Source organism: Enterobacter sp. PGRG2 (assembly GCF_030291195.1).
Classification (GTDB): Bacteria; Pseudomonadota; Gammaproteobacteria; order Enterobacterales; family Enterobacteriaceae; genus Enterobacter_D.
In genome coordinates this window covers 2,065,319-2,088,079 of record NZ_CP127837.1, presented here as the reverse complement: position 1 = coordinate 2,088,079, position 22,761 = coordinate 2,065,319, and the positions used below count along the sequence as shown (strand labels likewise).

Here is a 22,761-nt window from a genome sequence, read left to right as displayed (position 1 = left end):
TAATGATTTTGTGAGCAATGGGATAATCAACGGCAATGGCGCAATTAAACATAGTGTAAACGCGCTTATCCGGACTTGCGAAAAACTACCGGGGTGCTAATGTGAGCGCTCCTGACACAGATTAGTCTGATTTCGGATCCCTTTTGCCGTCCTGGCAATGTGAATTACGTTTTATCAAGGAACCAGCAGTATGCGCAAAATCGCATTATTTCTTGCGATGCTTTTGATCCCGTGCGTCTCGTTTGCCGGGCTGCTTAGCAGCAACAGTTCAACCACGCCGGTCAGCAAAGAGTACAAGCAGCAGTTGATGGGGTCGCCGGTTTACATCCAGATCTTCAAAGAAGAACGCACCCTTGATCTCTACGTCAAAATGGGCGAGCAGTATCAGCTTCTTGATAGTTATAAGATCTGTAACTATTCAGGCGGACTGGGGCCGAAACAGCGTCAGGGCGATTTCAAAAGTCCGGAAGGTTTTTATAACGTTCAGCGCAGTCAGCTAAAGCCGGACAGCCGCTTCTATAAAGCCATCAATATCGGTTTCCCGAACGCCTACGATCGTGCTCACGGTTATGAAGGCAAATACCTGATGATCCATGGCGCCTGTGTCTCTGTCGGCTGCTATGCGATGACCGATTCCGGCATTGATGAGATCTTCCAGTTTGTGACCGGCGCGCTGATTTTTGGTCAGCAAAGCGTGCAGGTGAGCATTTACCCGTTCCGCATGACCGACGCCAATATGGCGCGTCATAAATACTCTTACTATGCCGATTTCTGGAAGCAGCTGAAGCCGGGATATGACTATTTCGCCAGCACCCATCAGCCGCCTGTCGTGTCGGTGGTGGACGGGCGTTATGTGGTGAGCAAGCCGATTGCTAAAGGCGCAGTGCAGCCTCAGCTGGCGTCAAACTACACGCTCCCCGAGGCAAAATAAGACCCACTCACCTGGCATGATTTTGTGCCAGGTTTCATTGCCGGTTAACGGCTGAGTGGCGATAACAGTAACCACATCATTCGGTGTGGTTTCTTTCTGGAAGTCGATCTCCACGTCCTGATCCAGCAGCGTCGCCACGCCAAAGGGCGCGCGCCTTGTGATCCAGAACAGATTAGTCGAGCAGTAGGCCATCACGTAGCGCCCGTCCGACAGCAGCATGTTAAACACGCCCTTCTCACGCAACTCTTCCGCCAGCGTCCCGATGTATTTGAACACCGCCGCCATATTGCCCGGCGTTCGCGGATAGCGCGCGGTTAACTTATGCAGCAACCAGCAAAAGGCTTTTTCGCTGTCGGTTTCCCCCACCGGGCGGAAGTTGCCGGTTTCCAGCGATTTATAGCCGGTCAGCTGGCCGTTGTGGGCGTAGGTCCAGTTGCGGCCCCAGAGTTCACGGGTGAAAGGATGGGTGTTTTCCAGCGCCACTTCGCCACGGTTTGCCTGGCGAATATGGGCGATAACGGAGCAGGATTTGATGGGATAATCCTGTACCAGCTTTGCTATCGGCGAGTTATAGCTGGGCTGTGGATCTTTGAACGTGCGACAGCCTTTGCCTTCGTAAAAGGTAATACCCCAGCCGTCTTTATGCGGCCCGGTGCCGCCTCCGCGCTGTACAAGCCCGGTAAAGCTGAAGCAAATATCGGTAGGCACATTGGCGCTCATCCCGAGCAGTTCGCACATACAACACCTCCACCACGCTTCGGGGGCGTCTGCCCCCGATGAGAGTTATGCTTTAACCATCTCTTTTTCGATTAACTGGATCAGGATATGGATCACTTTGATATGGATTTCCTGAATACGATCAGCATAACCGAAATGCGGCACCCGGATTTCAATATCCGCAGATCCGGCCATTTTGCCGCCGTCTTTCCCGGTCAGGGTGATCACCTTCATGCCCTTTTCACGCGCCGCGGCAATAGCTTTGATCACGTTGCCGGAATTACCGGAGGTAGAGATCCCCAGCAGCACGTCCCCTTCACGGCCCACGGCTTCCACGTAACGCGAGAAAATATAGTCGTAACCGAAATCATTGCTGACGCAGGAAATATGGCTGACATCAGAAATAGCGATAGCCGGATAGCCAGGACGGTTTTCACGATAACGACCGGTCAGCTCCTCGGCAAAATGCATGGCATCGCAATGTGAACCGCCATTACCGCAGGAAAGTACCTTACCGCCCGCTTTGAAGCTGTCTGCCAGCAGTACCGCCGCGCGCTGAATGGCGTGGATATTGGCTTCATCTTTCAGAAAATTCGCCAGCGTTTCCGCCGCTTCGTTCAGTTCGTTACGAATCAGATCCTGGTACATGAGGGTATCCTTAAAAATGGATGAGGTTAACTCATCGCAGTGTACCGGATAGCGTTTCGGGCGAGAAGTATAAGCCTGACATATCACCGGGCCTTTTCGGTTTTCGTGCGCTCCCCCGCCCCAACAATGTGAACCAGGTTGTAATTATCTTGTAAACACATTGCTAAATAAAATGACATCCACTACAACCATAACATCACAAGTGGTCAGACCTCCTACAAGACAGGGAGCAATTTTCTATGATAATTTTGAGTATCCTCGCAACCATGGCGCTGCTCGGTGTGCTGTTTTATCACCGCGTCAGTCTGGTATTAAGTAGCGTTATTCTGCTGGCGTGGACCGCCTTGCTGGGCCTGACGGGGTTATGGTCCATCTGGGTGCTGTTGCCGCTGGCGATCATACTGGTGCCGTTCAATGTGCCATCCATGCGCAAGTCCATGATGTCGGCTCCGGCATTCCGCAGCTTCCGCAAAGTGATGCCGCCGATGTCGCGCACGGAAAAAGAGGCGATTGATGCCGGTACCACCTGGTGGGAAGGCGATCTGTTCCAGGGCAATCCTGACTGGAAAAAGCTGCATAACTATCCGCAGCCTCGTCTGACCGCTGAAGAGCAGGCGTTTATTGACGGGCCGGTGGAAGAAGCCTGCCGCATGGCAAATGATTTTCAGATCACCCATGAGATGGCCGATCTGCCGCCGGAACTGTGGGCGTTCCTGAAAGAGCACCGTTTCTTTGCGATGATCATCAAAAAAGAGTACGGCGGCCTGGAATTCTCCGCCTATGCGCAGTCCCGCGTACTGCAAAAACTGTCCGGGGTTTCCGGTATTCTGGCGATCACCGTCGGCGTGCCTAACTCATTAGGTCCGGGGGAGCTGTTGCAGCACTACGGTACCGATGAGCAAAAAAATCACTATCTGCCGCGCCTGGCGCGCGGGCAGGAGATCCCCTGCTTTGCCCTGACCAGCCCGGAAGCGGGTTCAGATGCGGGCGCGATCCCGGATACCGGTATCGTCTGCATGGGTGACTGGCAGGGGGAGCAGGTACTCGGTATGCGCCTGACCTGGAACAAACGTTATATCACGCTTGCTCCTATCGCCACCGTACTTGGCCTGGCGTTTAAACTCTCGGATCCGGAAAAACTGCTCGGCGGTGAAGTGGATCTGGGCATTACCTGTGCGTTAATCCCCACCAACACGCCGGGCGTGGAAATTGGCCGCCGTCACTTCCCGCTGAACGTGCCGTTCCAGAACGGGCCGACCCGCGGCAACGATATTTTCGTGCCTATTGATTACATTATCGGCGGTCCGAAAATGGCCGGTCAGGGCTGGCGTATGCTGGTGGAATGTCTGTCGGTGGGTCGCGGTATCACGCTGCCGTCCAACTCTACCGGTGGTCTGAAATCGGTGGCGATGGGCATCGGCGCTTATGCCCATATCCGTCGCCAGTTCAAAGTAGCGATCGGCAAGATGGAAGGTATTGAAGAGCCGCTGGCACGTATTGGCGGTAACGCCTATGTGATGGACGCGGCGGCATCGCTCATCACCTACGGCATTATGCTCGGTGAAAAACCGGCCGTGCTGTCAGCAATTGTGAAATACCACTGTACCCATCGCGGTCAGCAGTCAATCATTGACGCCATGGATATCGCCGGCGGTAAAGGCATTATGCTGGGCGAAGGCAACTTCCTGGCACGTGCCTATCAGGGCTCCCCTATCGCCATTACCGTGGAAGGGGCGAACATCCTGACCCGTACGATGATGATTTTCGGTCAGGGCGCGATCCGCTGCCATCCGTATGTGCTGGATGAGATGAACGCCGCGCAGAAAAATGATTTGAATGCCTTTGATAAACTGCTGTTCAAACATATCGGGCACGTCGGCAGCAATATGGTGCGCAGCTTCTGGCTCGGCCTGACGCGCGGCCTGACCAGCCGTTCGCCGACCCATGATGCGACAAAACGTTATTATCAGCACCTTAATCGCCTGAGCGCTAACCTCGCCCTGCTGTCCGATATTTCCATGGCGGTGCTGGGTGGCAGTCTGAAACGCCGCGAACGTATCTCCGCGCGTCTGGGCGATGTATTAAGCCAGGTGTTCCTCGCCTCTGCGACCCTGAAACGTTATGACGATGAAGGGCGTCACGAAGCGGATCTGCCGCTGGTGCACTGGGGCGTGCAGGATGCGATTTATAAAGCTGAACAGGCGATTGACGATCTGCTGGCTAACTTCCCGAACCGCGCGGTCGCCGGATTGATGAGAGCCGTGATCTTCCCGACCGGCCGCCACTACCTTGCTCCGTCGGACAAACTGGATCATAAAGTGGCGAAGATCCTGCAAACGCCGAGCGCCACCCGGTCGCGTATTGGTCGCGGTCAGTATTTGACGCCGAGCGAGTACAACCCGATTGGTCTGCTGGAAGAGGCGCTGCTGGACGTGATGGCCGCGGACCCTGTCCACCAGCGCATCTGTAAGGAAGCGGGCCGTAATCTGCCGTTTACCCGTCTGGATGAACTGGCGCGTGATGCGCTGGCGAAAGGCATCATTACCGCTGAAGAAGCCGCGATCCTGACGAAAGCCGAAGAGAGTCGCTTACGCAGCATCAACGTCGATGACTTTGAGCCGGAAGCGCTGGCGACACAGCCGGTAAAGCAGTCATCACCGCCGGAGAATATCCGTAAAATCGAAGCCGCCTGACGTTAAAGCGCACTGTCAAACCCCGCCCCGTGCGGGGTTTTTTATTGCCAACACATTCTCTGAACGCCGTGCTACAGTGTGAAAATACGGATCTTCGGGAGACACAATGTGCCTGGTTTGAAAATTACGTTACTGCAACAACCGCTGGTCTGGATGGATGGCCCGGCCAATCTGCGTCATTTTGACAGACAACTGGAAACCATCACCGGGCGCGATGTGATCGTCCTGCCGGAAATGTTCACCACCGGCTTTGCGATGGAAGCCGCGCAGCAATCGCTGCCGCAGGATGAGGTGGTCGCCTGGATGCATGACAAGGCCCGGCAGACCAATGCGCTGGTGGCGGGGAGCGCGGCGCTGCAAAGCGAGCGCGGGCCGGTAAACCGCTTTTTGCTGGTGGAGCCGGACGGTACGCTGCATCACTATGACAAACGCCACCTGTTCCGTATGGCCGACGAGCATCATCATTATGAAGCCGGAAATGAGCGTGTGGTGTTTGAGTGGCGCGGCTGGCGCATTCTGCCGCTGGTGTGTTACGACCTGCGCTTCCCGGTGTGGTCGCGCAATCGCAATGATTATGATCTGGCGCTGTACGTCGCCAACTGGCCTGCGCCGCGTTCGCTGCACTGGCAATCGTTGCTGGTGGCGCGCGCCATTGAAAACCTGGCCTATGTGGTGGGCTGTAACCGCGTCGGCACTGACGGCAACGGGCATCATTATCGGGGCGACAGCCGTATTGTCAGTCCGCAGGGTGAGATCTTAGCGACCGCCGAGCCGCATATGGCGACACGCATCGAGGCGGAACTGTCCCTGTCGGCGCTGAAAGAATACCGCGAGAAGTTCCCTGCCTGGCAGGATGCGGATCCTTTTACGCTGGAGTAAATCCGTGCTGCCCTCTTTCTGTCATGAGAGGGCAAAATGCAACGATGGTTTCAGAAACGACAAAGCCCTGAATCATTGCTGATTCAGGGCTTTTGAATAGTGGCGGAACGGACGGGACTCGAACCCGCGACCCCCTGCGTGACAGGCAGGTATTCTAACCGACTGAACTACCGCTCCACTGTTCCCGTGGGAACGAGGCGAATATTACGGTTTACCATGCAGGGCGTCAACGCTTTTTCTTCAGTTTTGAATCAGTTGCTGCAAAAATCGCCCACATGCTGATTTTTAGCGCTTTTCGACGGATATCAGGCGCGCCACAGGCAGCTTCCGCCTTTCTTTTGTACCAGATCGAGCCGCTTTTCATGCTCCATCACTTCTTCCTCACTGGCAAAAACCACGCGCAGATTGCTCGCCTGGCGAATAACGCGCTGAATCCCGGTTTCATCCTGCTGTTGCTGATTATCCCCTTCCATGGAAAACGCCATGCTGGTTTGCCCGCCGGTCATCAGCAGGAAAACGTCGGCGAGGATTTGGGAGTCGAGTAACGCCCCGTGCAGCGTACGTTTGCTGTTGTCTATTTCATAACGCGAGCAGAGCGCATCCAGGCTGTTTCGCTTACCGGGAAACATTTTACGCGCCAGCGCCAGGCTGTCGGTGATCTTGCAGAAGGTTTCCGTTTTCGGGATCCCGCGATTCAGCTTGCTGAATTCATAATCCATAAAGCCGATATCAAACGAGGCGTTATGGATCACCAGCTCCGCGCCGCGGATATAGTCTAAAAACTCATCGGCAATGTCGGCAAACGTCGGTTTATCCAGCAAAAACTCGTCGGCAATACCGTGTACGCCAAAAGCTTCAGGATCCACCAGCCGATCCGGTTTCAGATAAACGTGGAAGTTATTGCCGGTCAGACGGCGGTTGATGACCTCAACCGCGCCGATCTCAATGATTTTATGCCCTTCGTAATGAACGCCAAGCTGGTTCATACCGGTGGTTTCGGTATCGAGGACGATCTGTCGTGTAATTGCAGTGCTCATGTCGGTCATTTATGTCAGACTTATCGTTTTACTTGCCGTTTTTAATTACAGGAAGTCTACCAGAGATGCTTAAACAGGTAGAAATTTTCACCGATGGATCTTGCCTCGGTAATCCGGGTCCGGGTGGTTATGGTGCAATATTACGCTATCGCGGCCATGAAAGAACCTTCAGCGAAGGCTATCGGCTGACCACCAATAACCGGATGGAGCTGATGGCCGCTATTGTCTCCCTCGAAGCGCTGAAAGAGCACTGCGAAGTGGTGCTGAGCACCGATAGCCAGTACGTCCGCCAGGGGATCACGCAGTGGATCCATAACTGGAAAAAACGCGGCTGGAAAACCGCGGAAAAAAAACCGGTAAAAAATGTCGATTTATGGAAGCGCCTGGACACCGCCCTCGGTCAGCATGAGATCCGCTGGGAGTGGGTGAAAGGCCACGCCGGACATCCGGAGAACGAACGCTGCGATGAGCTGGCGCGCGCGGCGGCCATGAATCCCACTCAGGACGACATCGGTTATCAGCCAGACGCCTGATCAGGGTTTACGAAACTGACGCGTCGCACCCACTGCCTGCCGGACGCGTTGCCGGCTCTTACTCTGTTTCATGGGATTGAGCGTCAGCGGGATGGTGCGTTTGCGGGCCACAATCAGCTGCATACAGCCAAGGGCAGGCAAATGGGTGCTCAACATTTTTCCGCCCTGCCTGCGCCAGGGTAAGACGTGAAAGCGGCTGTAGTGCAGCACTTCAAAGTTGAGCAGCGATAACCAGTCCAGCTGTCGCATCATGGTAAACATGCGGCTGCGGTAGATTGCCGACTGTCTTCGTATCGGCACGAGTTTGCGCAGCCCAAGCAGGCTTACCGGATTAAAGCCGCTGATCACCAGCCAGCCATCATCAATCAGCACACGGTCCGCTTCCCGCAATAAGCCGTGCGGATCGCCACACCAGTTGTGGGTGTGTGCCAGTAAACAGGCGTCGATAGATTTATCGGCAAACGGCAAATGCAGCGGATCCGCCCTCACCTGTAAGGCGTCGCCCTGAGGCGCTACATTGACCTGATGCGAGATAGCGCAAGTTTCGACATTGATTTCTGCGCTGAGATTGCCAATCTTAAGCAGGTGAAATCCATAGATTTTCGCCAGCCATGGCTTGAGTTGCAGTTCCAGCGCGGCACGATAATGTTCGCCTGCGGGAAAGTCACTCCAGTGTTCGGGTGCCACAAATGTTTGAGGTATCCTTGCCGCCTTCATCACAACCTTCCGCTACGCTTTGAGAGGTAATTATGAATCTTAACAGTATTCCCGCCTTCCAGGACAACTACATCTGGGTGCTCAGCAACGACGAAGGACGCTGTCTGATTGTCGATCCGGGCGAAGCCGCGCCGGTGCTGGATGCAATCAAAGAAAACCAGTGGCAGCCCGCCGCTATTTTCCTGACGCATCATCACAATGATCATGTCGGCGGCATGAAGACGTTACTGCAACAGTATCCCGATATTCCGGTCTACGGTCCGGCGGAAACCCAGGGTAAAGGCACGACAGAAATTGTAACCGAGGGCGATAAAATCACCGTTTTGGGTATGGAGTTCGCGGTGTTTTCCACGCCAGGTCACACTTTAGGACATATCTGTTTCTTCAGTTTCCCTTATCTTTTTTGCGGCGACACGATGTTTTCTGGCGGGTGCGGCAGACTGTTCGAAGGCACGCCGGAGCAGATGTACCAGTCCTTTGTCAAAATTGCCGCCCTTCCGGACGAAACGCTCGTTTGTTGCGCACATGAATACACGTTAGCCAATATGAAGTTTGCCCGCAGCATCCTACCGCACGATTCGCTCATAAATGATTACTATAATAAAGTTAAAGACTTACGCGCAAAAAAAGAAAAGACATTACCCGTTTTTCTGAAAAATGAACGCCACATAAATTTATTTTTACGTACGCAAGACCCTGTTTTAATTGATCAAATAAATAAAGAAACAAATTTGCAACAGCCTGAGCAGCGTTTTGCCTGGTTGCGGGCAAAGAAAGATGACTTCTGACGGTTATGCTTGTCTTCTGCAAACATCGCCGTTATGATCGGTCGTCTTTTAAGCAACTATTGACACACACATGAAGGCAAAAGCGATATTACTCGCCTCTGTCCTGCTGGTGGGTTGCCAGGCTAATCAAGATGGCAACGTTCAACAGCACGCACAGAGCCTTTCTGCAGCTGGTCAAGGGGAAGCAGGAAAGTTTACGAGTCAAGCACGCTGGATGGACGATGGGACATCCTTCGCGCAGGATCAAGACTTGTGGGCTCTCATTGGCGACGAGCTAAAGATGGGAATTCCGGAGAATGGCCGGATTCGCGAACAGAAACAGAAGTATTTGAACAATAAGAGCTATCTCCACGATGTAACTTTACGGGCAGAGCCGTATATGTACTGGATAGCAGGGCAAGTTAAGAAACGTAACATGCCCATGGAACTGGTACTACTACCCATAGTGGAGAGCGCTTTTGACCCACACGCGACGTCTGGTGCCAATGCCGCAGGCATTTGGCAAATCATTCCGAGCACGGGGCGCAATTATGGTTTAAAACAGACACGCAATTACGATGCGCGTCGTGATGTAGTGGCGTCCACAACGGCCGCGCTCGACATGATGCAGCGTCTGAACCGTATGTTTGACGGCGACTGGTTATTAACAGTCGCGGCCTATAACAGCGGTGAAGGTCGTGTACTGAAGGCAATGAAAGCGAATAAAGCCCGGGGTAAACCCACGGACTTTTGGTCTCTTTCACTGCCACAGGAAACCAGGATTTACGTGCCAAAAATGCTGGCTTTGAGCGATATTCTCAAGAACAGCAAGCGTTATGGCGTTCGTCTGCCTTCTACAGATGAAAGTCGTGCGCTGGCGCGCGTCAGGTTGAACAGCCCGGTTGAGATTAACCAGCTGGCTGAAATGGCGGGAATACCCGTGAACAAGCTGAAAACCTTTAACGCAGGCGTTAAAGGCTCGACGCTCGGGTCGAGCGGCCCTCAGTATGTGATGGTGCCGCAGAAACATGCAGAACAGCTGCGTGAATCACTGGCTTCCGGCGAAATCGCTGCCGTACAGCCGACGCTGCTCGCGGATAATAAACCGCTGACCAGCCGAAGCTATAAAGTACGTTCAGGGGATACGCTTTCTGGCATTGCGTCACGTCTCGGCGTGACATCCAAAGATCTCCAGCAATGGAATAATCTGCGGGGTGCAAGCCTGAAGGTCGGCCAGAACCTGACCGTCGGTGCGGGTAGCCGCGCGCAGACCCTGGCGAACAACAGCGATAGCATTACCTATCGCGTTCGCAAAGGCGATTCGCTGTCGAGTATTGCTAAACGTCACGGCGTGAACATCAAAGATGTGATGCGCTGGAACGACAGTACCGATAACCTGAAGCCTGGCGATCAGCTGACGCTGTTTGTGAAGAACAGCGCGACACCTGACTCCTGATGATGAAAAAAGGCACCGCTTCCCCGGTGCTTTTTTTATTTCTCCCGCTTTTATTGCGCTTTCTGCGCCTCGACCATAATGATGTCGCTGGTAAAGGAGCCGTCGTCCTGCAATTCGAAATAACGTTGCACCTCATGGGATGCGCTTTGCTGGTATAAGCGTATGGCCTCGCACAGCGGCTGCGGTGTACGCATGCGCGCCACCCAGGACGCAAACTCCAGCACCAGACGATCGGTGGTCAGCGTCCGGCAAATCAGTCCGGCCTCAGCGATCATCGTCAGCCATTCGCCTGATGAATAATTCTGCACATGCGACGTGTCGCGCAGCGCCTCCACCGTTTGCAGCCAGATGTTCCGTACCGGATGGCCCGGCGACATCACGTCCATAATAATCAGCGTCCCGCCCGGTTTCAGCACGCGTTTCACTTCACGCAGCGCCTGGCCGACATCATGCCAGTGATGCGCGGAATAGCGGCTGATCACCACCTCAAAAGAGGCATCGGCAAAAGGCAACGCTTCTGCATAGCCCTGCTGCGTATCAATATTGTTCAGTCCTTTTTCCCGCGCCGCCTTCGCCACCACCTCCAGCATTTGTGCCGATAAATCATAAGCCGTCACCTGCGCCACAACGCCAGCGGCGGTAAAACTCGCGTGTCCCGCACCGCATCCCAGATCCAGAAGCTGCGAGCCGGCATGTTCGGCCAGCCGCGTCCGCAGCTGCTGTAAATCGCGGCCAGAGGCATGTACAGCGCTGGTTAAATAGGCGCTGGCCTGAGAGCCAAACTGTTTTTCGACGTGATCGTGATGGGATTGCGTGGTCATGGTGTCATCCTTCTGTGAGTTAAATGAAGGGCAGCGCCATGGTTGCAGGCCTGCCCTGGGGCAGACCTGACACGCCTTTATTTATCAGGTTTGCCGGGACTGAATTCGACGAGTAGCGGGTTGTGATCGGAGGCGCGGGTCACCAGCACGGAGGCTTGATCCACGTTCAGACCACGATAGAAGACAAAATCAAGCGGACGACCGAAGGCGCGACGGCGGTTGTCGTCAGTAAAGCGCACCTGGCGCATCGACATCTCTCTGGAGAAACGGTACAGCGCGTTCATACGCTGGCGGCTCCAGGCATTAAAATCTCCGGCCATGATCACCGGGCCGTTATGTTGCGCGATCTGATCGCCAATTGGCAGCAGCTGTTTACTGTAAACATCGACGCCGAGACTGAAATTCACCGCATGGACGTTTACTACCATCAGCAGCCGTGAATCCGGTAACGGATATACCGTCACCAGCGCCGATTTCGCCAGCCGCAGGATGGGTTCGCGCTCGCGCAGCGGGCAGCAATAGACCGGATGCGCGGAGGAGAGCGTCATCACGCCGGAGGGGTGTTGCGGCAGCACAAAAGCGGGAACCTGATCGGCAGCCAGATAGTTGGTGGTGGCGAATCTCACCAGTTCAGGGGTGGTTTGCGCCTCCTGCAACAAGACCAGGTGGGCGTCTTTACCGAAGTTTTGCAGCACAGAGAGCCATTCCGCCCGCTGCTGTTTAAAGATGTTCCACACCAGCACGCGGATCTTATCGTCACTGCTTAAGGGCGCGCCAGGTGGCAGTGCCTGACCAATGCTCGCGAATGAACCTGGCGGCAAAATTCGCTCAGCAGGTTGACCGGCAATATAGCGCATAGCATAGGTATTCTTTCGCACTTTTGGTTTCAAACCTCTGTCGCTGTGAGCCGCCCCGGAAGCAGAGTAGCCTTTCTGTTATAGGGATTTTAGCGCACACTTTCAACGCTATTCGGGTAAAACATCATTAATGGGACCAGGCCCTCCGCCTGCGCCCCCGTAAAACTATGATGCATAAGTGTCAGTTATCATTAAAATAGCGTAATAATTTTGCGACAGGGGCAATAATGAAGGCGACATCGGAAGAGATGGCAATTTTTGTGGCGGTGGTGGAAAGCGGCAGCTTCAGCCGGGCAGCCGAACAATTAGGCCAGGCTAACTCCGCCGTCAGCCGGGCGGTGAAAAAGCTGGAGATGAAGCTGGGCGTCAGCCTGCTCAACCGCACCACCCGCCAGCTCAGCCTCACCGAAGAAGGCGAGCGCTATTTCCGCCGCGTACAGCTTATTTTGCAGGAGATGGCGGCGGCGGAAAATGAAGTGATGGAAGCCAGATTAATGCCCCGCGGCCTGTTGCGCATCGATGCGGCCACGCCGGTGGTGCTGCATTATTTAATGCCGCTCATCAAACCCTTCCGCGAACGCTACCCGGAAATGACGCTGTCGCTGGTCTCGTCCGAAACATTCATCAACCTGATTGAGCGTAAAGTGGATGTGGCGATCCGCGTGGGTAAGCTCACCGACTCCAGTCTGCGCGCCCGCCCGCTGTTCAGCAGCTACCGCCGCATGATCGCCTCGCCGGACTATCTGGCACGCTATGGCACACCTGAAACCGTTGAGGATCTCGAGAAGCATACCTGCCTTGGTTTTACCGAGCCGGTTTCGCTGAATACCTGGCCTGTCGCCTGCCCGGACGGGCAGCTTTATGAGATCACCTGCGGCATTTCGTCTAATAGCGGAGAAACCCTGAAACAGCTGTGTCTCGGCGGCAACGGCATCGCCTGCCTGTCGGATTATATGATCGATAAGGAAATTGCCAGCGGCGAACTGGTAGAAGTGTTGCCTGCGAAGCGCCTGCCGGTGGATATGCCTTTCAGCGCCGTCTATTACAGCGATCGGGCGGTAAGTACCCGCATCCGCGCCTTTATTGATTTTCTCAGCGAGTATACCCGTTAAAAAATAGCGTATCTTATTAGCCGCCTGACTTAGGCTTTATCCTGGTGGATATAATATTAATCGCTATTTTTTATTATATTTCGGGCATTAGGAAACTCTTTCATTTAATTGATAAAATCGCTTCACAACTCGGTCATTAATTGCCGCACACATTTCAATTTTCAGTCCCCCATTGACACTGTTATTCTGTTACCTATACACTTAGTTACAAGTGCAATAGGAAATTACGCACATTCCTGTCCCTCAAGGATTTTTCACAAGAAACATATTCATATCATTTATATATTACAGAGACAACAATGGACGTTGCCAATAGTTCTTCATCTTTTCTTTCGCAGGAAGCAGAAAAACTTAATATATCAGCCTGGTTAATAAATCAGACGCCGCACCCGGATAATCTTTGTTTCAGAACGCTTAACAATAACTGGACGTACCGTGATGTTAAGAAAACGGTAGATCTTATTGCGGCGAATTTGTTGATTAAACATAACTTTAAGCCCGGCAACAGAGTAGCGTTGCTTGCCCCATGCAGTATTGCCCAGACGCTGTGCTGGCTGGCGGTAGTACGGGCGGGCGGCGTCATCACCACCCTGAACCCGGCATCAAGCAAGGTTGAATTCGATAATATTATTGAACTGGCCTCCCCTGCGCTGATTATTATTGATGAAAGGCTGCGGGAAAAACATATTCCCGATGAGCGCCATCCGCTATTTTCCAGAATGATTAGCATTGATTCAGAAAAGGAAAATGATGAATTTATTTCCGACTCTCTGCTTGAGGCAGTTCCTGCATCCTTCTGCTGGCCAGAAAGCCATGCCAGCGACATTGCCCTCATTGCTTTTACCTCGGGCAGCACCGGCAAACCTAAAATAACGCTTCACAGCCATGGAGATATTAAAGCCAATTGCGAAAGTTATGTTATTAATATATTAAAACCTCAGCCTGCTGACATTATTGTCTGTACCGCGCCGCTCTCTTTTAATTATGGTTTAGGCTCGCTGATCTTTGCGCCAATGACGGTGGGCGCCAGTTCGGTATTACTCCGGGAAGTGTCGCCTAAAACGCTGCCAGAGATTATCGCGCGTTTTCAGGCAACGGTGCTGTTTACCGCGCCTACCGCCTATCGCCGTTTACTAAAAGCCGGATGGTCGACATCAACGCTGCGCAAATGCATTTCTGCCGGTGAAACCCTGCCGGAAGATCTTGCCCTCCAGTGGCGGGAAGCCACCGGGCTGGTGTTAACCGATGCGCTGGGGTGCACCGAAGCGCTGCATATTTTTATCTCCACCCGCGAAGAAGACGCCCGCCCTGGCTGGACGGGCAAAGCGCTGCCGGGCTATGAAGTGGCGGTGCTGGATGAGTCAGGCCAGCATCTGCCGGCAGGTATGCCGGGGTATCTGGCGGTACGCGGTCTCATTGCGGACAGAGCGCTTGCCAAAAGCGGCCCCTTTGCAGGCTGGCTGATCACGGGCGACCGCGCCGAGCAAAACAGCGACGGGTATTTCCGCCATCTTGGCCGTATCGATAACCTGATCATTACCCGCGGCTTCACCCTCGATCCGACGGAAATCGAAAACGCCATACTGCGCTCAGGCGCTGTCAAAGAGTGCATGGTAACGGGCGAGGACGACAAAGAGATCACTCAACGTATTGTTGCCAGCCTGGTGCCTGAAGACCCCGTCACCTTTGATGTGGGCGTCCTGCGCCAGTGGCTCGCCACACAGCTCAGTTATTACAAGCTGCCGCACTGCTTTCATATCGTCACTGCGCTGCCGCGCAACGGCAACGGCAAGCTGATGCGCAAACGCCAGGCTATTGCCGCCGCCGCGCCCCTGCCGCGCCGCTTCAGCAAGCAACACTTTCTGCCTGCCGATATTCATGAACGTCATCAGTTTCTGGAACAGCACACCGGCGTGTCGCTGGCGCCGCTGTTTGATGAGTCGCTCAATGCCGAAACCTTAAAAGGCAATATTGAGAACGCTATCGGTACGGCGTCCGTTCCGGTAGGCATCGCCGGGCCGTTACATGTGCAGGGCCAGTACGCCAGCGGCGGATTTTATGTACCGCTGGCCACCACGGAAGGCTCGATGGTCGCCAGCTATCACCGGGGGATGAAGCTGTTCAACGCCGACAATCCGGTAAAAACGGTGATCAGCGGCGAGAACATGCAGCGCTCACCGGTCTTCTGTTTTGACAGCATGATCGATGCCACCGCCTTCGCCCATTGGCTGCCCTCACAGCTTCCGGCGTTACAGCAGCAGGTGAGCGAGCATTCGCGCTTCGCAAAACTGCGTTCCCTTGACGTGCAACCGCTGGATCGCACGGTGTTTGTGCGCTTTAACTACACCACCGGCGACGCTGCCGGGCAAAACATGGTGACTATCGTGACCGAGAAGCTCTGTTTATGGCTCCTCGACCACTGCCCGTGGCCCTACCGCTATTTGCTGTCCGGGAATTTCGACACCGATAAAAAGCACTCCGCCCTCAATATGATCAGCGGCCGTGGACGCCGGGTATCTGCCGAGATCGTTGTGCCCGCGAACGAGCTTTACAAGGTGATGAAAACCACGCCGGAACAGTTTATGGAGCTGTACTGGCTGGCGACCAAAGGCGGCTGGCTGGCTGGCGCCACCAGCAACGGCTGTCACAGCGCCAACGGTATTGCCGCCCTGTTTATCGCCCTCGGACAGGACGCCGCCTGCGTGGCGGAATCCAGCAGCATGATCATGGACTGTCGCCAGACGACGGACGGCGATCTGCGGGTCGCCATCACCATCCCGTCGCTGATCGTCGGCACCGTCGGCGGCGGCGTGAACCAGCCCTATGCTCAGGCGGGTCTTGCCCTGCTGGGCTGCCAGGGCGCAGGAAAAGCCAACAAACTGGCGGAAATTGTCGCCGCCACTGTGCTGGCGGGCGAACTTTCGCTGGCCTGCGCGATGGCCAGCCACACCTGGGCGACGGCGCACCGTAAACATGGCCGTACCTCCTCCACTGTAAAGGCCTGATAACCACTACTTATTAAGGAATGACGATGAAAGGGAATTTAACTTCAGAACTTACGCTACGCCACATGGACTTTTCATTCACGCCGGATGAAGAGCATCCTTACTGGTTAAAACGCGACGCCTCGCTTGCGGCAAATCTCGACGCGCTGTCATTGATGTTTCCGGAAGCGGAACGCCTGTTTATCAACTCGGTAAAACAGACGCTGAAAGCCCATCCCGATATGGAAGAGGCGCAGGAGATTGCCCGCCGTTTTTACTATCAGGAAGCAGAGCACACGCGCTGGCACAATAAATATAATCGTTCGCTGGGCCTGCCGGAGCGCTTCGTGGAAAAAAACGAACGCCTGCTGGGTCGCTGCTTCACCTGGCTGCGCAGCCTTAAGCCGCGTAACCAGCTCGCGGTCACCTGTGCGCTGGAGCACCTGACGTCCATCGGCGGCAAACAGGTGATCGGCAATCCCCGCTGGCTTGAGGGAGCGAGCGATGAAATGAAAGCCCTGTGGTACTGGCACGCCATTGAAGAAGTGGAGCACCGCAGCGTGCCTTTCGATATTTATATGAAAACCGGCGGCAGCTATCCGCACCGAATTGTCTGGTCGCTGGCGTCTTTCCTCATCTTCGCCCTGCTGCTGTTAAAACTCAGCACCGGCGCGATGAAAGCCCGCGGTGAACTTACCCTGGCGAGCATTCCCGGCACGCTGTGGAAGCTGTATGGCTGGAAGGGCCTGTACGTCACCATCATCAAAGATTTTCTGCCCTGGTTCCTGCCGGGCTTCCATCCTGAACAGACCAGAATGGACGCCGATAAGCTGGCCGCCGCCCACAAGCACATCGCGAACTGGGAGAAAGGGCAAAAGTGACAGCGCGTATAACCTTTCCTTTATACCGACAGCAAACTGAAATCGTCATGAGCCAGGCGATCCACGGGCACAGCGAACGCTTTCAGATGGTTTCAGCGGTGTCTTTCCCTGCCGGTCACGACTGGCAGCGGGTGACGGATGCGCTGACGCGCCTGTGGCATGATAAAGCGATCCTGCGCGTGCGCTTTACCCGCACCGACGAGGGCATTCGCCAGTATGTGGACAGCCTGATGCCGCAGTGGAACACCGCGCCCACTGTTTGCGATGCCCACACCATCGCCGGGATGCTGGAAGCCTGGCAATATGAACCCGCAGAGCTGTTTGACGCGCCGCTGTACGACGCTCGCCTGTTTTACTGTGGCGATCGACTGGTCGCCACCTTCCGCATTCATCATGCCATTGTCGATGGCCTGTCGCTGTGCCGCCTGAAAACCATGGCGCTGGACTACAGCGCCAGCCGCAAACGCGTGGACGATGCCGGTGCGCTGCCGGAGATGCGCTGCGATTATCTGGAGCAGTGCGGGCCGCAAATCACACCGCCTGCGGTCACCCGCTACTGGCAGCAAACCCTGCCCGCGTTATTGCCGTTCAGTAAACCGGCGCTGTCGTCCACCCGCATCATCCGCCGCAACTTTTTTATTCCCTGCGATCAGGCGCAGCTGGCGCGACACGCGGGCATGCCGGAAAATCAGCTCAATACGCTTTATTACAGCGTGATGAGCTGGCTGTGGCATGTGGTCAGCGATGAAACTGACTTTCTCGCCTGGCTGCCGGTGTGTGATAAACCGGGACTGGATCCGGAAGCGCTGGGAAACTTTGTTACCCTGTTGCCGACGTTATTTTCCGTGCCGCAACCCTGCTCGTTACAGGAGTGGATCGCCCACTGCCAGAAGGTGCTGTTCCGTTTATTCCGCAACCGGCAGATCTCCATGAGCGAGCTTAATCAGATTGCCGGGGCGCCGATCAACAGTGACGTGGTGTTCACCATTCTGCCCGCCACCTCCCGCCAGGATGAGGAAGAACTGACGGGGCTGAATGACTGGGCGGGCGGCGGTCTGCATGGCGCGTCCGTGGTGTTCTCCCTGCGCACCGATGCCCGTCGCGATGGCCTGGTGCTGCATGTGGATATGAACGCGCATTGGGCGGCGCAGCATGATGTCGATGCGCTGGTCAAACGCGCGACGCAGGCGTTGAACAGGCTGTTCGCCGTTCCGGCACAAGAGCCGCTTCCGGCTATCGAACCGCTGCACCAGCGTCCGGCGCCGCTGAACCGACTCACCCCTACCCGCCAGCAGCAGCCCATGCTTAACGCCATGGCGCGCAATCCTGCCGTACTGACCTACAACTGGGGGGAAAGCTACAGCATCAACGCGCCGCTGGATGCCGGACGTATGGCGCAGGCGGTGCGTGACGTCACGCGTCACTTCACCGCACTGCGCACCGTTTATCAGCAGCAGGGCCGTGACATCACGCTGTGGCACGACGAGATGTGCGGGATCCCTCACCAGTTTATCGATTTACGCAACAGCGATGCGGATGTGCAGGCGGAGATCGCCCGTCTGAATAAGCAGCCCTGGTCGCCGCTGGCGCCGCTGGCGGGCTCGTGGCTGTTCCAGCTGGCGGAGCAGCAGTTTGTCTGGTTCTTCCGCTGCCACCATCTGATTTACGATCACCACGCCGCGCGGGTGATGTTTACGGCGGTGTCCCGCCGCTATCACGCGCCCGATGCCGTTCTGCCGGAGTGTCATTATCCGCAGCTGGCCGGGGCGTTCAGCGCGTCTCAGGCACTGATGCCACAGCCGCCTGCGCCGCTGAGCTTCCATGGCATTGCCGCCGCGCACTGCCGTAGCGGGCATAACCTGCTGGTGCAGGAGAAAATCAGCGGTGACGCGCTGCGCCATTTCCGGCAGCTGACGCAGGCCCTTTCGCCCGCACGCCCACACCAGGCGCAGGCAAACCTGCTGCTGGCCGCGTTTGCCGCCACCTTTGCCGATGTTTGCCAGCAATCCACGCTGGATATCGGCATTTTTACCCATAACCGCAAAGCGGCACGCTGGCGCGAGACTTTCGGCCTGATGATGGAGCCGCGCACGCTGTCGCTCAACATAGATACCCGCGCGAGCCTGCAACAGCTGGCAGACGATATTGCCCTGGAAATCCGCAGCGCCGACGCGCCGACCGCCCGGGGAGCCAGCCTGCACTTCAACTATGTGCCGGAGGAAACACTGCAATTTGGTGATCTCCCCGTCAGCGTAGAGTGGATCTACGAAGCGGAAGACGATGACGTGCCGGTGTCGCTGATGGTGAATGCGTCGGATAATGATATTGAACTGAATTTCATCGGCAACGGGACGCTGTTCAGCGCGCCACAGCTGCAACGTATCGCGCAAAGCTGCGTGCATTATCTGCGTCAGGCAGGCGAGCGGCTGGCACTGGAAAAGGTAAGGCGCAGCCTTCCCGCGCTTGCGCTTCAGCCGGAGCAGGATCTGCCCATGGCCCCTCACGTGCTGAGCCTCATCCGCCAGCATGCCGCTGATGACCCCTGGCGTATCGCGCTGGAAACCCCGACGCTGACGCTCACCTATGGCGAACTGTGGCAGGCGGTCTATCTCTGCGCCCAGGATCTGACCACCTACGGGCTTAAGACCGGAGATCGGGTGGCGCTCTGTCTGTCGACACGCCACCATGCCATCATCGCTATGCTGGCCTGCCTGTCGCTGGGCGTCTGCTACATTCCGCTGGCCTGTGAAGATCTGCGCAGCGGTCGGCTTGACGCCGCTCTGACGCGTTGCGGCTGCCGGATGATCATTGGCGATACCTCCGAACCCGCAGGCAAGCTGCTGTATCGTAAACACCGCCTGCGTCTGGACAGCGCCGGGTTACCGCTCTGGCAGCCCGACCTGACGGCGCTGGACGAGGTTGATGCGTATATTATTTTCACCTCCGGCTCCACCGGCGAACCGAAAGGCGTCTGTGTACAAAGCTCTGCGCTGGCGACCTTTATCGTCAGCGCCATTCCGCTCTATACCCTTGATCGCAACAGCCGCATGCTGCAATTCAACATGCTGACCTTCGACGCCAGCGTGGAAGAAGTGTACGGCACGCTGTGCGCGGGCGGTACCCTGCTGACAAGCGATGACCGGGAAGTACGCCGTGACTTTGCCGTCTTCCTTGATCTGCTGATGGGCTGGCAGCCGACGCACATTTCGCTGCCGACGCCGTTCTGGTCGCTACTGACGCCCTGGATGCAGGAAAGACAGGCGCGCTTCCCGGCCAGCCTGGCGTTTCTCATTACCGGCGGCGATGAGATGCGCTACGAAACGCTGCAACACTGGTTCGCGCTGCCGCGCACGCCTGCGCTATTCAACACCTACGGCCCGACCGAAGCCACCTGTATCGTCAGCGCCGGGCAGGTCGAGGCGCAAAAAATGGAGGCGTACCGCAAAACCGGCGTGCCCATCGGCCAGCCCCTGCCCCATTGCGCCTTTATGGTGGCGGATGAAAATGGCCTGCCTGTACCGGCGGGATGTCTGGGCGAGCTGATTGTCGCAGGGCGTCACGTCGCACGCGGCTACTGCGATCGCCCGTTCATCGCGCCAGGAGAGGGCCTGTTGCCGCCGCAACGCTACGCCACCGGCGATCTGGTGCGCTGGTCGCCGGAAGAGGGGCTGACCTTCTTCGGCCGCAAAGACGGTCAGGTGAAGATTTCCGGCTACCGGGTTAACCCGCTGGAAATTGACGGCGCGCTGATGACGCATCCGCAGGTGGTGTACTGCACCACGCTTGCCAGCGAGGGGGCGCTGAAACAGTTGCACAGCGTGGTGGTCGCCCCCGGCTGCGATGTCACCACCCTGCGCCAGCACTGTCAGCGCCATCTGCCGGAGTGGCTGGTGCCGCAGCATATCCATCTGGTGGATGAACTGCCGCGCAATGCCGCTAACGGGAAATTTGACCGCCGGGCGCTGTTGACGCTCATCAGCCAGACCACCAGCGATTCGGCAAAACCTGCCGCGCACCCGCAGGCGTTTTCCGTGTTCCAGAAGTACATCGGCCAGGATCTGCCTTATGAAGCGAACTTCCTCGATTACGGGGCGACGTCGCTGGTGATCGTGCAGATCCTCTATGAACTGCGCAGCGATTATGGTCTGACGTTAGAGCTGGAGGATATGTACCGCCGCCCCAGCGCGAAACAGCTCCTGGAAGAACAGAGGCCGCTGAAACCGGCTGTGGCAAGCCCGCTTATCAAAGCGTAAATGCACTACGGCGGCGCAGCCGGGAAGGACGCGCCGCCGCTAAACATAACGACATCAGGGATGAATAATGGGTAAGACCAACGCCACCGTGCGGCCATCGCTGTTTCTGGTTCACGCCGGGGACGGCAATATTTCACACTACACCGGCCTGACGCCGCTGTTGCGGCCTTATGCCGACGTCTATTACCTGCAGGCCTCCGGCATTGCGGAAGGCACCACGCCGCTCGACAGCGTGGAGGAGATGAGCGCTTACTATCTTCAGGCGGTACGCAGCACGCAGCCCTGCGGGCCTTATTTTATCGGCGCTTACTCTTTCGGCGCGCAGACCGCCTTTGAGATGGCGCGACAGCTGGCCTGCGCCGGGGAAAAAGTCAGCCTCTGTTTTATCGACGCCTTCTGTATTTATGACGTTCCGCCGCCGTCGGAAAAACTCTATTTCCAGATGTTCCTGCGCGATTTTCTCGGCCTGGTGTCCGCGGAACGCCCGCTGCTGCGCCTGATCCCGCAATGGGGGAAAACCCTGGCGGCGGGCGTGCTCGGCTCGCTGCTCGGCCTGGTGCCTGCCGGTCCACGCTGGAAGGCGCTGGAATTTATCAGCTATCGCGTCGGCGGGCGGAGCTGGCGGCTCAGTCCGCAGCAAATCCAGCGCACGCTGGCTACCTATATCAGCATCAATAATGCCGTCATGCGCTACCGGCCGCAGACCTGCCCGGTCAGACTGCTGTTGCTGCGCGGCGAGCGCAATCGCATCGACTGGTTTTCTCATCTCTCGCTGCGGCTGCTGGGCGATGAAACGCTGACCCAGGCGATGAACCAGTTCCGGCAAAACCTGCAACAGCGCGACTACGGCTGGGGACAATTTACCGCCGCCGTGGACGTCCGCCGCGTGAACGCTAACCACTATGAAATGCTTAAACATGACGCTCTGCCGCAGGTTGCGGCGAGCATGATCGACTGGCTCAGGGAAGAAGCATCGTTATGAATACATCCCGGTTTTTAATCAGCGGCTTTCGCTTTCCCTTCGCCGCCTGGTTTGCCCGTTCGTTACAGGAGGCCGGTGCGCAGGTGACGGCCATCGACAGCAATCGCGCCGCGCTTTCAAAACTTATCGCGCCGGACGTGCCTTTCATTCGCCTGCCCTGTTTACGCGCCCATCCGCAGCGTTTTCTTGAGGCGGTAAACCGGCTGGCGCAACAGGCCCCGGCGACGCGCCTTATTCCGATGTTTGAAGAGAGCTTCTGGCTGGCGCGGCAGCATGCCCTCGGGCGGCTGGATCCGTCCATCGAACTCTTCGCCCTGCCGGATACGCTGATTACCCGTTTGCACAGCAAATACGAGGTGCTGGCGCTGGCGAAAGATGCGGGGCTGATTACGCCGCGCACTGAGGTGGTTGACAGCGTGGCAGACTGGCGCCGCCTTTCTGTCGATTATCGCTCTCCTCTGCTGAAACAGGAGTTTTCCAGCTTCGGCCACGG

The 22,761-nt window shown here is 56.3% G+C and carries 18 protein-coding genes and 1 tRNA gene; 12 read left to right on the top strand and 7 right to left on the bottom strand.

From position 1 onward, the window contains the following. Positions 1 to 190 precede the first annotated feature (190 nt). Entirely contained in the window at positions 191 to 931 is a 741-nt protein-coding gene (gene dpaA, locus QRD42_RS09040) for a peptidoglycan meso-diaminopimelic acid protein amidase (protein ID WP_072567433.1), read from the top strand. On the opposite strand, the gene QRD42_RS09035 is transcribed toward dpaA, so the two are convergent. Together QRD42_RS09035 and lpcA are read right to left on the bottom strand one after the other, a co-directional pair. Next, entirely contained in the window at positions 902 to 1,669 is a 768-nt protein-coding gene (locus QRD42_RS09035) for a class II glutamine amidotransferase (protein ID WP_072567432.1), read from the bottom strand. The genes dpaA and QRD42_RS09035 overlap by 30 nt on opposite strands. A gap of 45 nt (positions 1,670 to 1,714) precedes the next feature. Beyond that, positions 1,715 to 2,296 (bottom strand): D-sedoheptulose 7-phosphate isomerase, encoded by a 582-nt coding sequence (gene lpcA, locus QRD42_RS09030; protein ID WP_088220352.1) that lies wholly within the window; start codon positions 2,294 to 2,296, stop codon positions 1,715 to 1,717. Positions 2,297 to 2,535: 239 nt separating this feature from the next. Between lpcA and fadE the strand changes: the two genes are divergently transcribed. Together fadE and QRD42_RS09020 are read left to right on the top strand one after the other, a co-directional pair. Beyond that, positions 2,536 to 4,989 (top strand): acyl-CoA dehydrogenase FadE, encoded by a 2,454-nt coding sequence (gene fadE, locus QRD42_RS09025; RefSeq protein WP_321988660.1) that lies wholly within the window; start codon positions 2,536 to 2,538, stop codon positions 4,987 to 4,989. A gap of 108 nt (positions 4,990 to 5,097) precedes the next feature. Then, on the top strand, positions 5,098 to 5,868 hold the full coding sequence (locus QRD42_RS09020) for an amidohydrolase (protein WP_321988659.1): 771 nt from the start codon (positions 5,098 to 5,100) through the stop codon (positions 5,866 to 5,868). Positions 5,869 to 5,968: 100 nt separating this feature from the next. Here the strand turns inward: QRD42_RS09020 and QRD42_RS09015 are convergent. Continuing rightward, a tRNA-Asp gene (locus tag QRD42_RS09015) sits at positions 5,969 to 6,045 on the bottom strand. Positions 6,046 to 6,173: 128 nt separating this feature from the next. After that, entirely contained in the window at positions 6,174 to 6,905 is a 732-nt protein-coding gene (gene dnaQ / locus QRD42_RS09010; protein WP_318363135.1) for a DNA polymerase III subunit epsilon, read from the bottom strand. 65 nt (positions 6,906 to 6,970) lie between these two features. Here dnaQ and rnhA point away from each other — a divergent pair, with 65 nt between their 5' ends. Beyond that, the gene (gene rnhA / locus QRD42_RS09005; protein WP_072567427.1) at positions 6,971 to 7,438 is read left to right on the top strand and encodes a ribonuclease HI; all 468 of its coding nucleotides are present in this window, start codon (positions 6,971 to 6,973) and stop codon (positions 7,436 to 7,438) included. Here the strand turns inward: rnhA and QRD42_RS09000 are convergent, their stop codons facing one another. Continuing rightward, positions 7,439 to 8,155, bottom strand: coding sequence for a class I SAM-dependent methyltransferase (locus tag QRD42_RS09000; protein ID WP_072567426.1), 717 nt, complete (start codon positions 8,153 to 8,155; stop codon positions 7,439 to 7,441). It lies immediately after the preceding gene. Positions 8,156 to 8,187: 32 nt separating this feature from the next. Here QRD42_RS09000 and gloB point away from each other — a divergent pair, with 32 nt between their 5' ends. Next, entirely contained in the window at positions 8,188 to 8,943 is a 756-nt protein-coding gene (gloB, locus tag QRD42_RS08995; RefSeq protein ID WP_321988658.1) for a hydroxyacylglutathione hydrolase, read from the top strand. A gap of 70 nt (positions 8,944 to 9,013) precedes the next feature. Then, positions 9,014 to 10,378 (top strand): murein transglycosylase D, encoded by a 1,365-nt coding sequence (gene mltD / locus QRD42_RS08990; protein WP_321988657.1) that lies wholly within the window; start codon positions 9,014 to 9,016, stop codon positions 10,376 to 10,378. A gap of 50 nt (positions 10,379 to 10,428) precedes the next feature. Here the strand turns inward: mltD and QRD42_RS08985 are convergent, their stop codons facing one another. Both QRD42_RS08985 and QRD42_RS08980 read right to left on the bottom strand, forming a co-directional pair. Further along, a complete protein-coding gene (locus tag QRD42_RS08985; RefSeq protein WP_321988656.1) occupies positions 10,429 to 11,199 on the bottom strand; it encodes a class I SAM-dependent methyltransferase in 771 nt (256 codons plus the stop codon). 77 nt (positions 11,200 to 11,276) lie between these two features. Further along, a complete protein-coding gene (locus QRD42_RS08980) occupies positions 11,277 to 12,077 on the bottom strand; it encodes an endonuclease/exonuclease/phosphatase family protein (protein WP_072569399.1) in 801 nt (266 codons plus the stop codon). Positions 12,078 to 12,283: 206 nt separating this feature from the next. Between QRD42_RS08980 and yafC the strand changes: the two genes are divergently transcribed. The 6 genes from yafC to QRD42_RS08950 form a co-directional block, all read left to right on the top strand. Continuing rightward, positions 12,284 to 13,168, top strand: a complete 885-nt coding sequence (gene yafC / locus QRD42_RS08975) for a DNA-binding transcriptional regulator YafC (protein ID WP_318364875.1) — start codon at positions 12,284 to 12,286, stop codon at positions 13,166 to 13,168. A gap of 299 nt (positions 13,169 to 13,467) precedes the next feature. After that, positions 13,468 to 16,173 carry an AMP-binding protein gene (locus QRD42_RS08970; RefSeq protein ID WP_321988655.1) on the top strand — a complete coding sequence of 902 codons (2,706 nt, stop codon included), beginning with the start codon at positions 13,468 to 13,470 and terminating at the stop codon, positions 16,171 to 16,173. A 26-nt stretch (positions 16,174 to 16,199) separates the two neighbouring features. After that, positions 16,200 to 17,033 (top strand): metal-dependent hydrolase, encoded by an 834-nt coding sequence (locus tag QRD42_RS08965; protein WP_072567421.1) that lies wholly within the window; start codon positions 16,200 to 16,202, stop codon positions 17,031 to 17,033. Then, entirely contained in the window at positions 17,030 to 21,286 is a 4,257-nt protein-coding gene (locus QRD42_RS08960) for an AMP-binding protein (protein ID WP_321988653.1), read from the top strand. The genes QRD42_RS08965 and QRD42_RS08960 overlap by 4 nt, the downstream gene beginning before the upstream one ends. Positions 21,287 to 21,353: 67 nt before the next feature. Continuing rightward, positions 21,354 to 22,268, top strand: coding sequence for an alpha/beta fold hydrolase (locus QRD42_RS08955; protein WP_321988652.1), 915 nt, complete (start codon positions 21,354 to 21,356; stop codon positions 22,266 to 22,268). Next, positions 22,265 to 22,761 (top strand): hypothetical protein (locus QRD42_RS08950; RefSeq protein WP_321988651.1); only part of this gene is annotated, 497 nt, incomplete at its 3' end. The genes QRD42_RS08955 and QRD42_RS08950, both read left to right, overlap by 4 nt.

Coding starts and splice junctions, on each gene's coding strand:
- dpaA (WP_072567433.1), top strand. CDS start 191: ATGCGCAAAATCGCATTATTTCTTGCGATGCTTTTGATCCCGTGCGTC.
- QRD42_RS09035 (WP_072567432.1), bottom strand. CDS start 1,669: ATGTGCGAACTGCTCGGGATGAGCGCCAATGTGCCTACCGATATTTGC.
- lpcA (WP_088220352.1), bottom strand. CDS start 2,296: ATGTACCAGGATCTGATTCGTAACGAACTGAACGAAGCGGCGGAAACG.
- fadE (WP_321988660.1), top strand. CDS start 2,536: ATGATAATTTTGAGTATCCTCGCAACCATGGCGCTGCTCGGTGTGCTG.
- dnaQ (WP_318363135.1), bottom strand. CDS start 6,905: ATGAGCACTGCAATTACACGACAGATCGTCCTCGATACCGAAACCACC.
- rnhA (WP_072567427.1), top strand. CDS start 6,971: ATGCTTAAACAGGTAGAAATTTTCACCGATGGATCTTGCCTCGGTAAT.
- QRD42_RS09000 (WP_072567426.1), bottom strand. CDS start 8,155: ATGAAGGCGGCAAGGATACCTCAAACATTTGTGGCACCCGAACACTGG.
- gloB (WP_321988658.1), top strand. CDS start 8,188: ATGAATCTTAACAGTATTCCCGCCTTCCAGGACAACTACATCTGGGTG.
- mltD (WP_321988657.1), top strand. CDS start 9,014: ATGAAGGCAAAAGCGATATTACTCGCCTCTGTCCTGCTGGTGGGTTGC.
- QRD42_RS08985 (WP_321988656.1), bottom strand. CDS start 11,199: ATGACCACGCAATCCCATCACGATCACGTCGAAAAACAGTTTGGCTCT.
- yafC (WP_318364875.1), top strand. CDS start 12,284: ATGAAGGCGACATCGGAAGAGATGGCAATTTTTGTGGCGGTGGTGGAA.
- QRD42_RS08970 (WP_321988655.1), top strand. CDS start 13,468: ATGGACGTTGCCAATAGTTCTTCATCTTTTCTTTCGCAGGAAGCAGAA.
- QRD42_RS08965 (WP_072567421.1), top strand. CDS start 16,200: ATGAAAGGGAATTTAACTTCAGAACTTACGCTACGCCACATGGACTTT.
- QRD42_RS08955 (WP_321988652.1), top strand. CDS start 21,354: ATGGGTAAGACCAACGCCACCGTGCGGCCATCGCTGTTTCTGGTTCAC.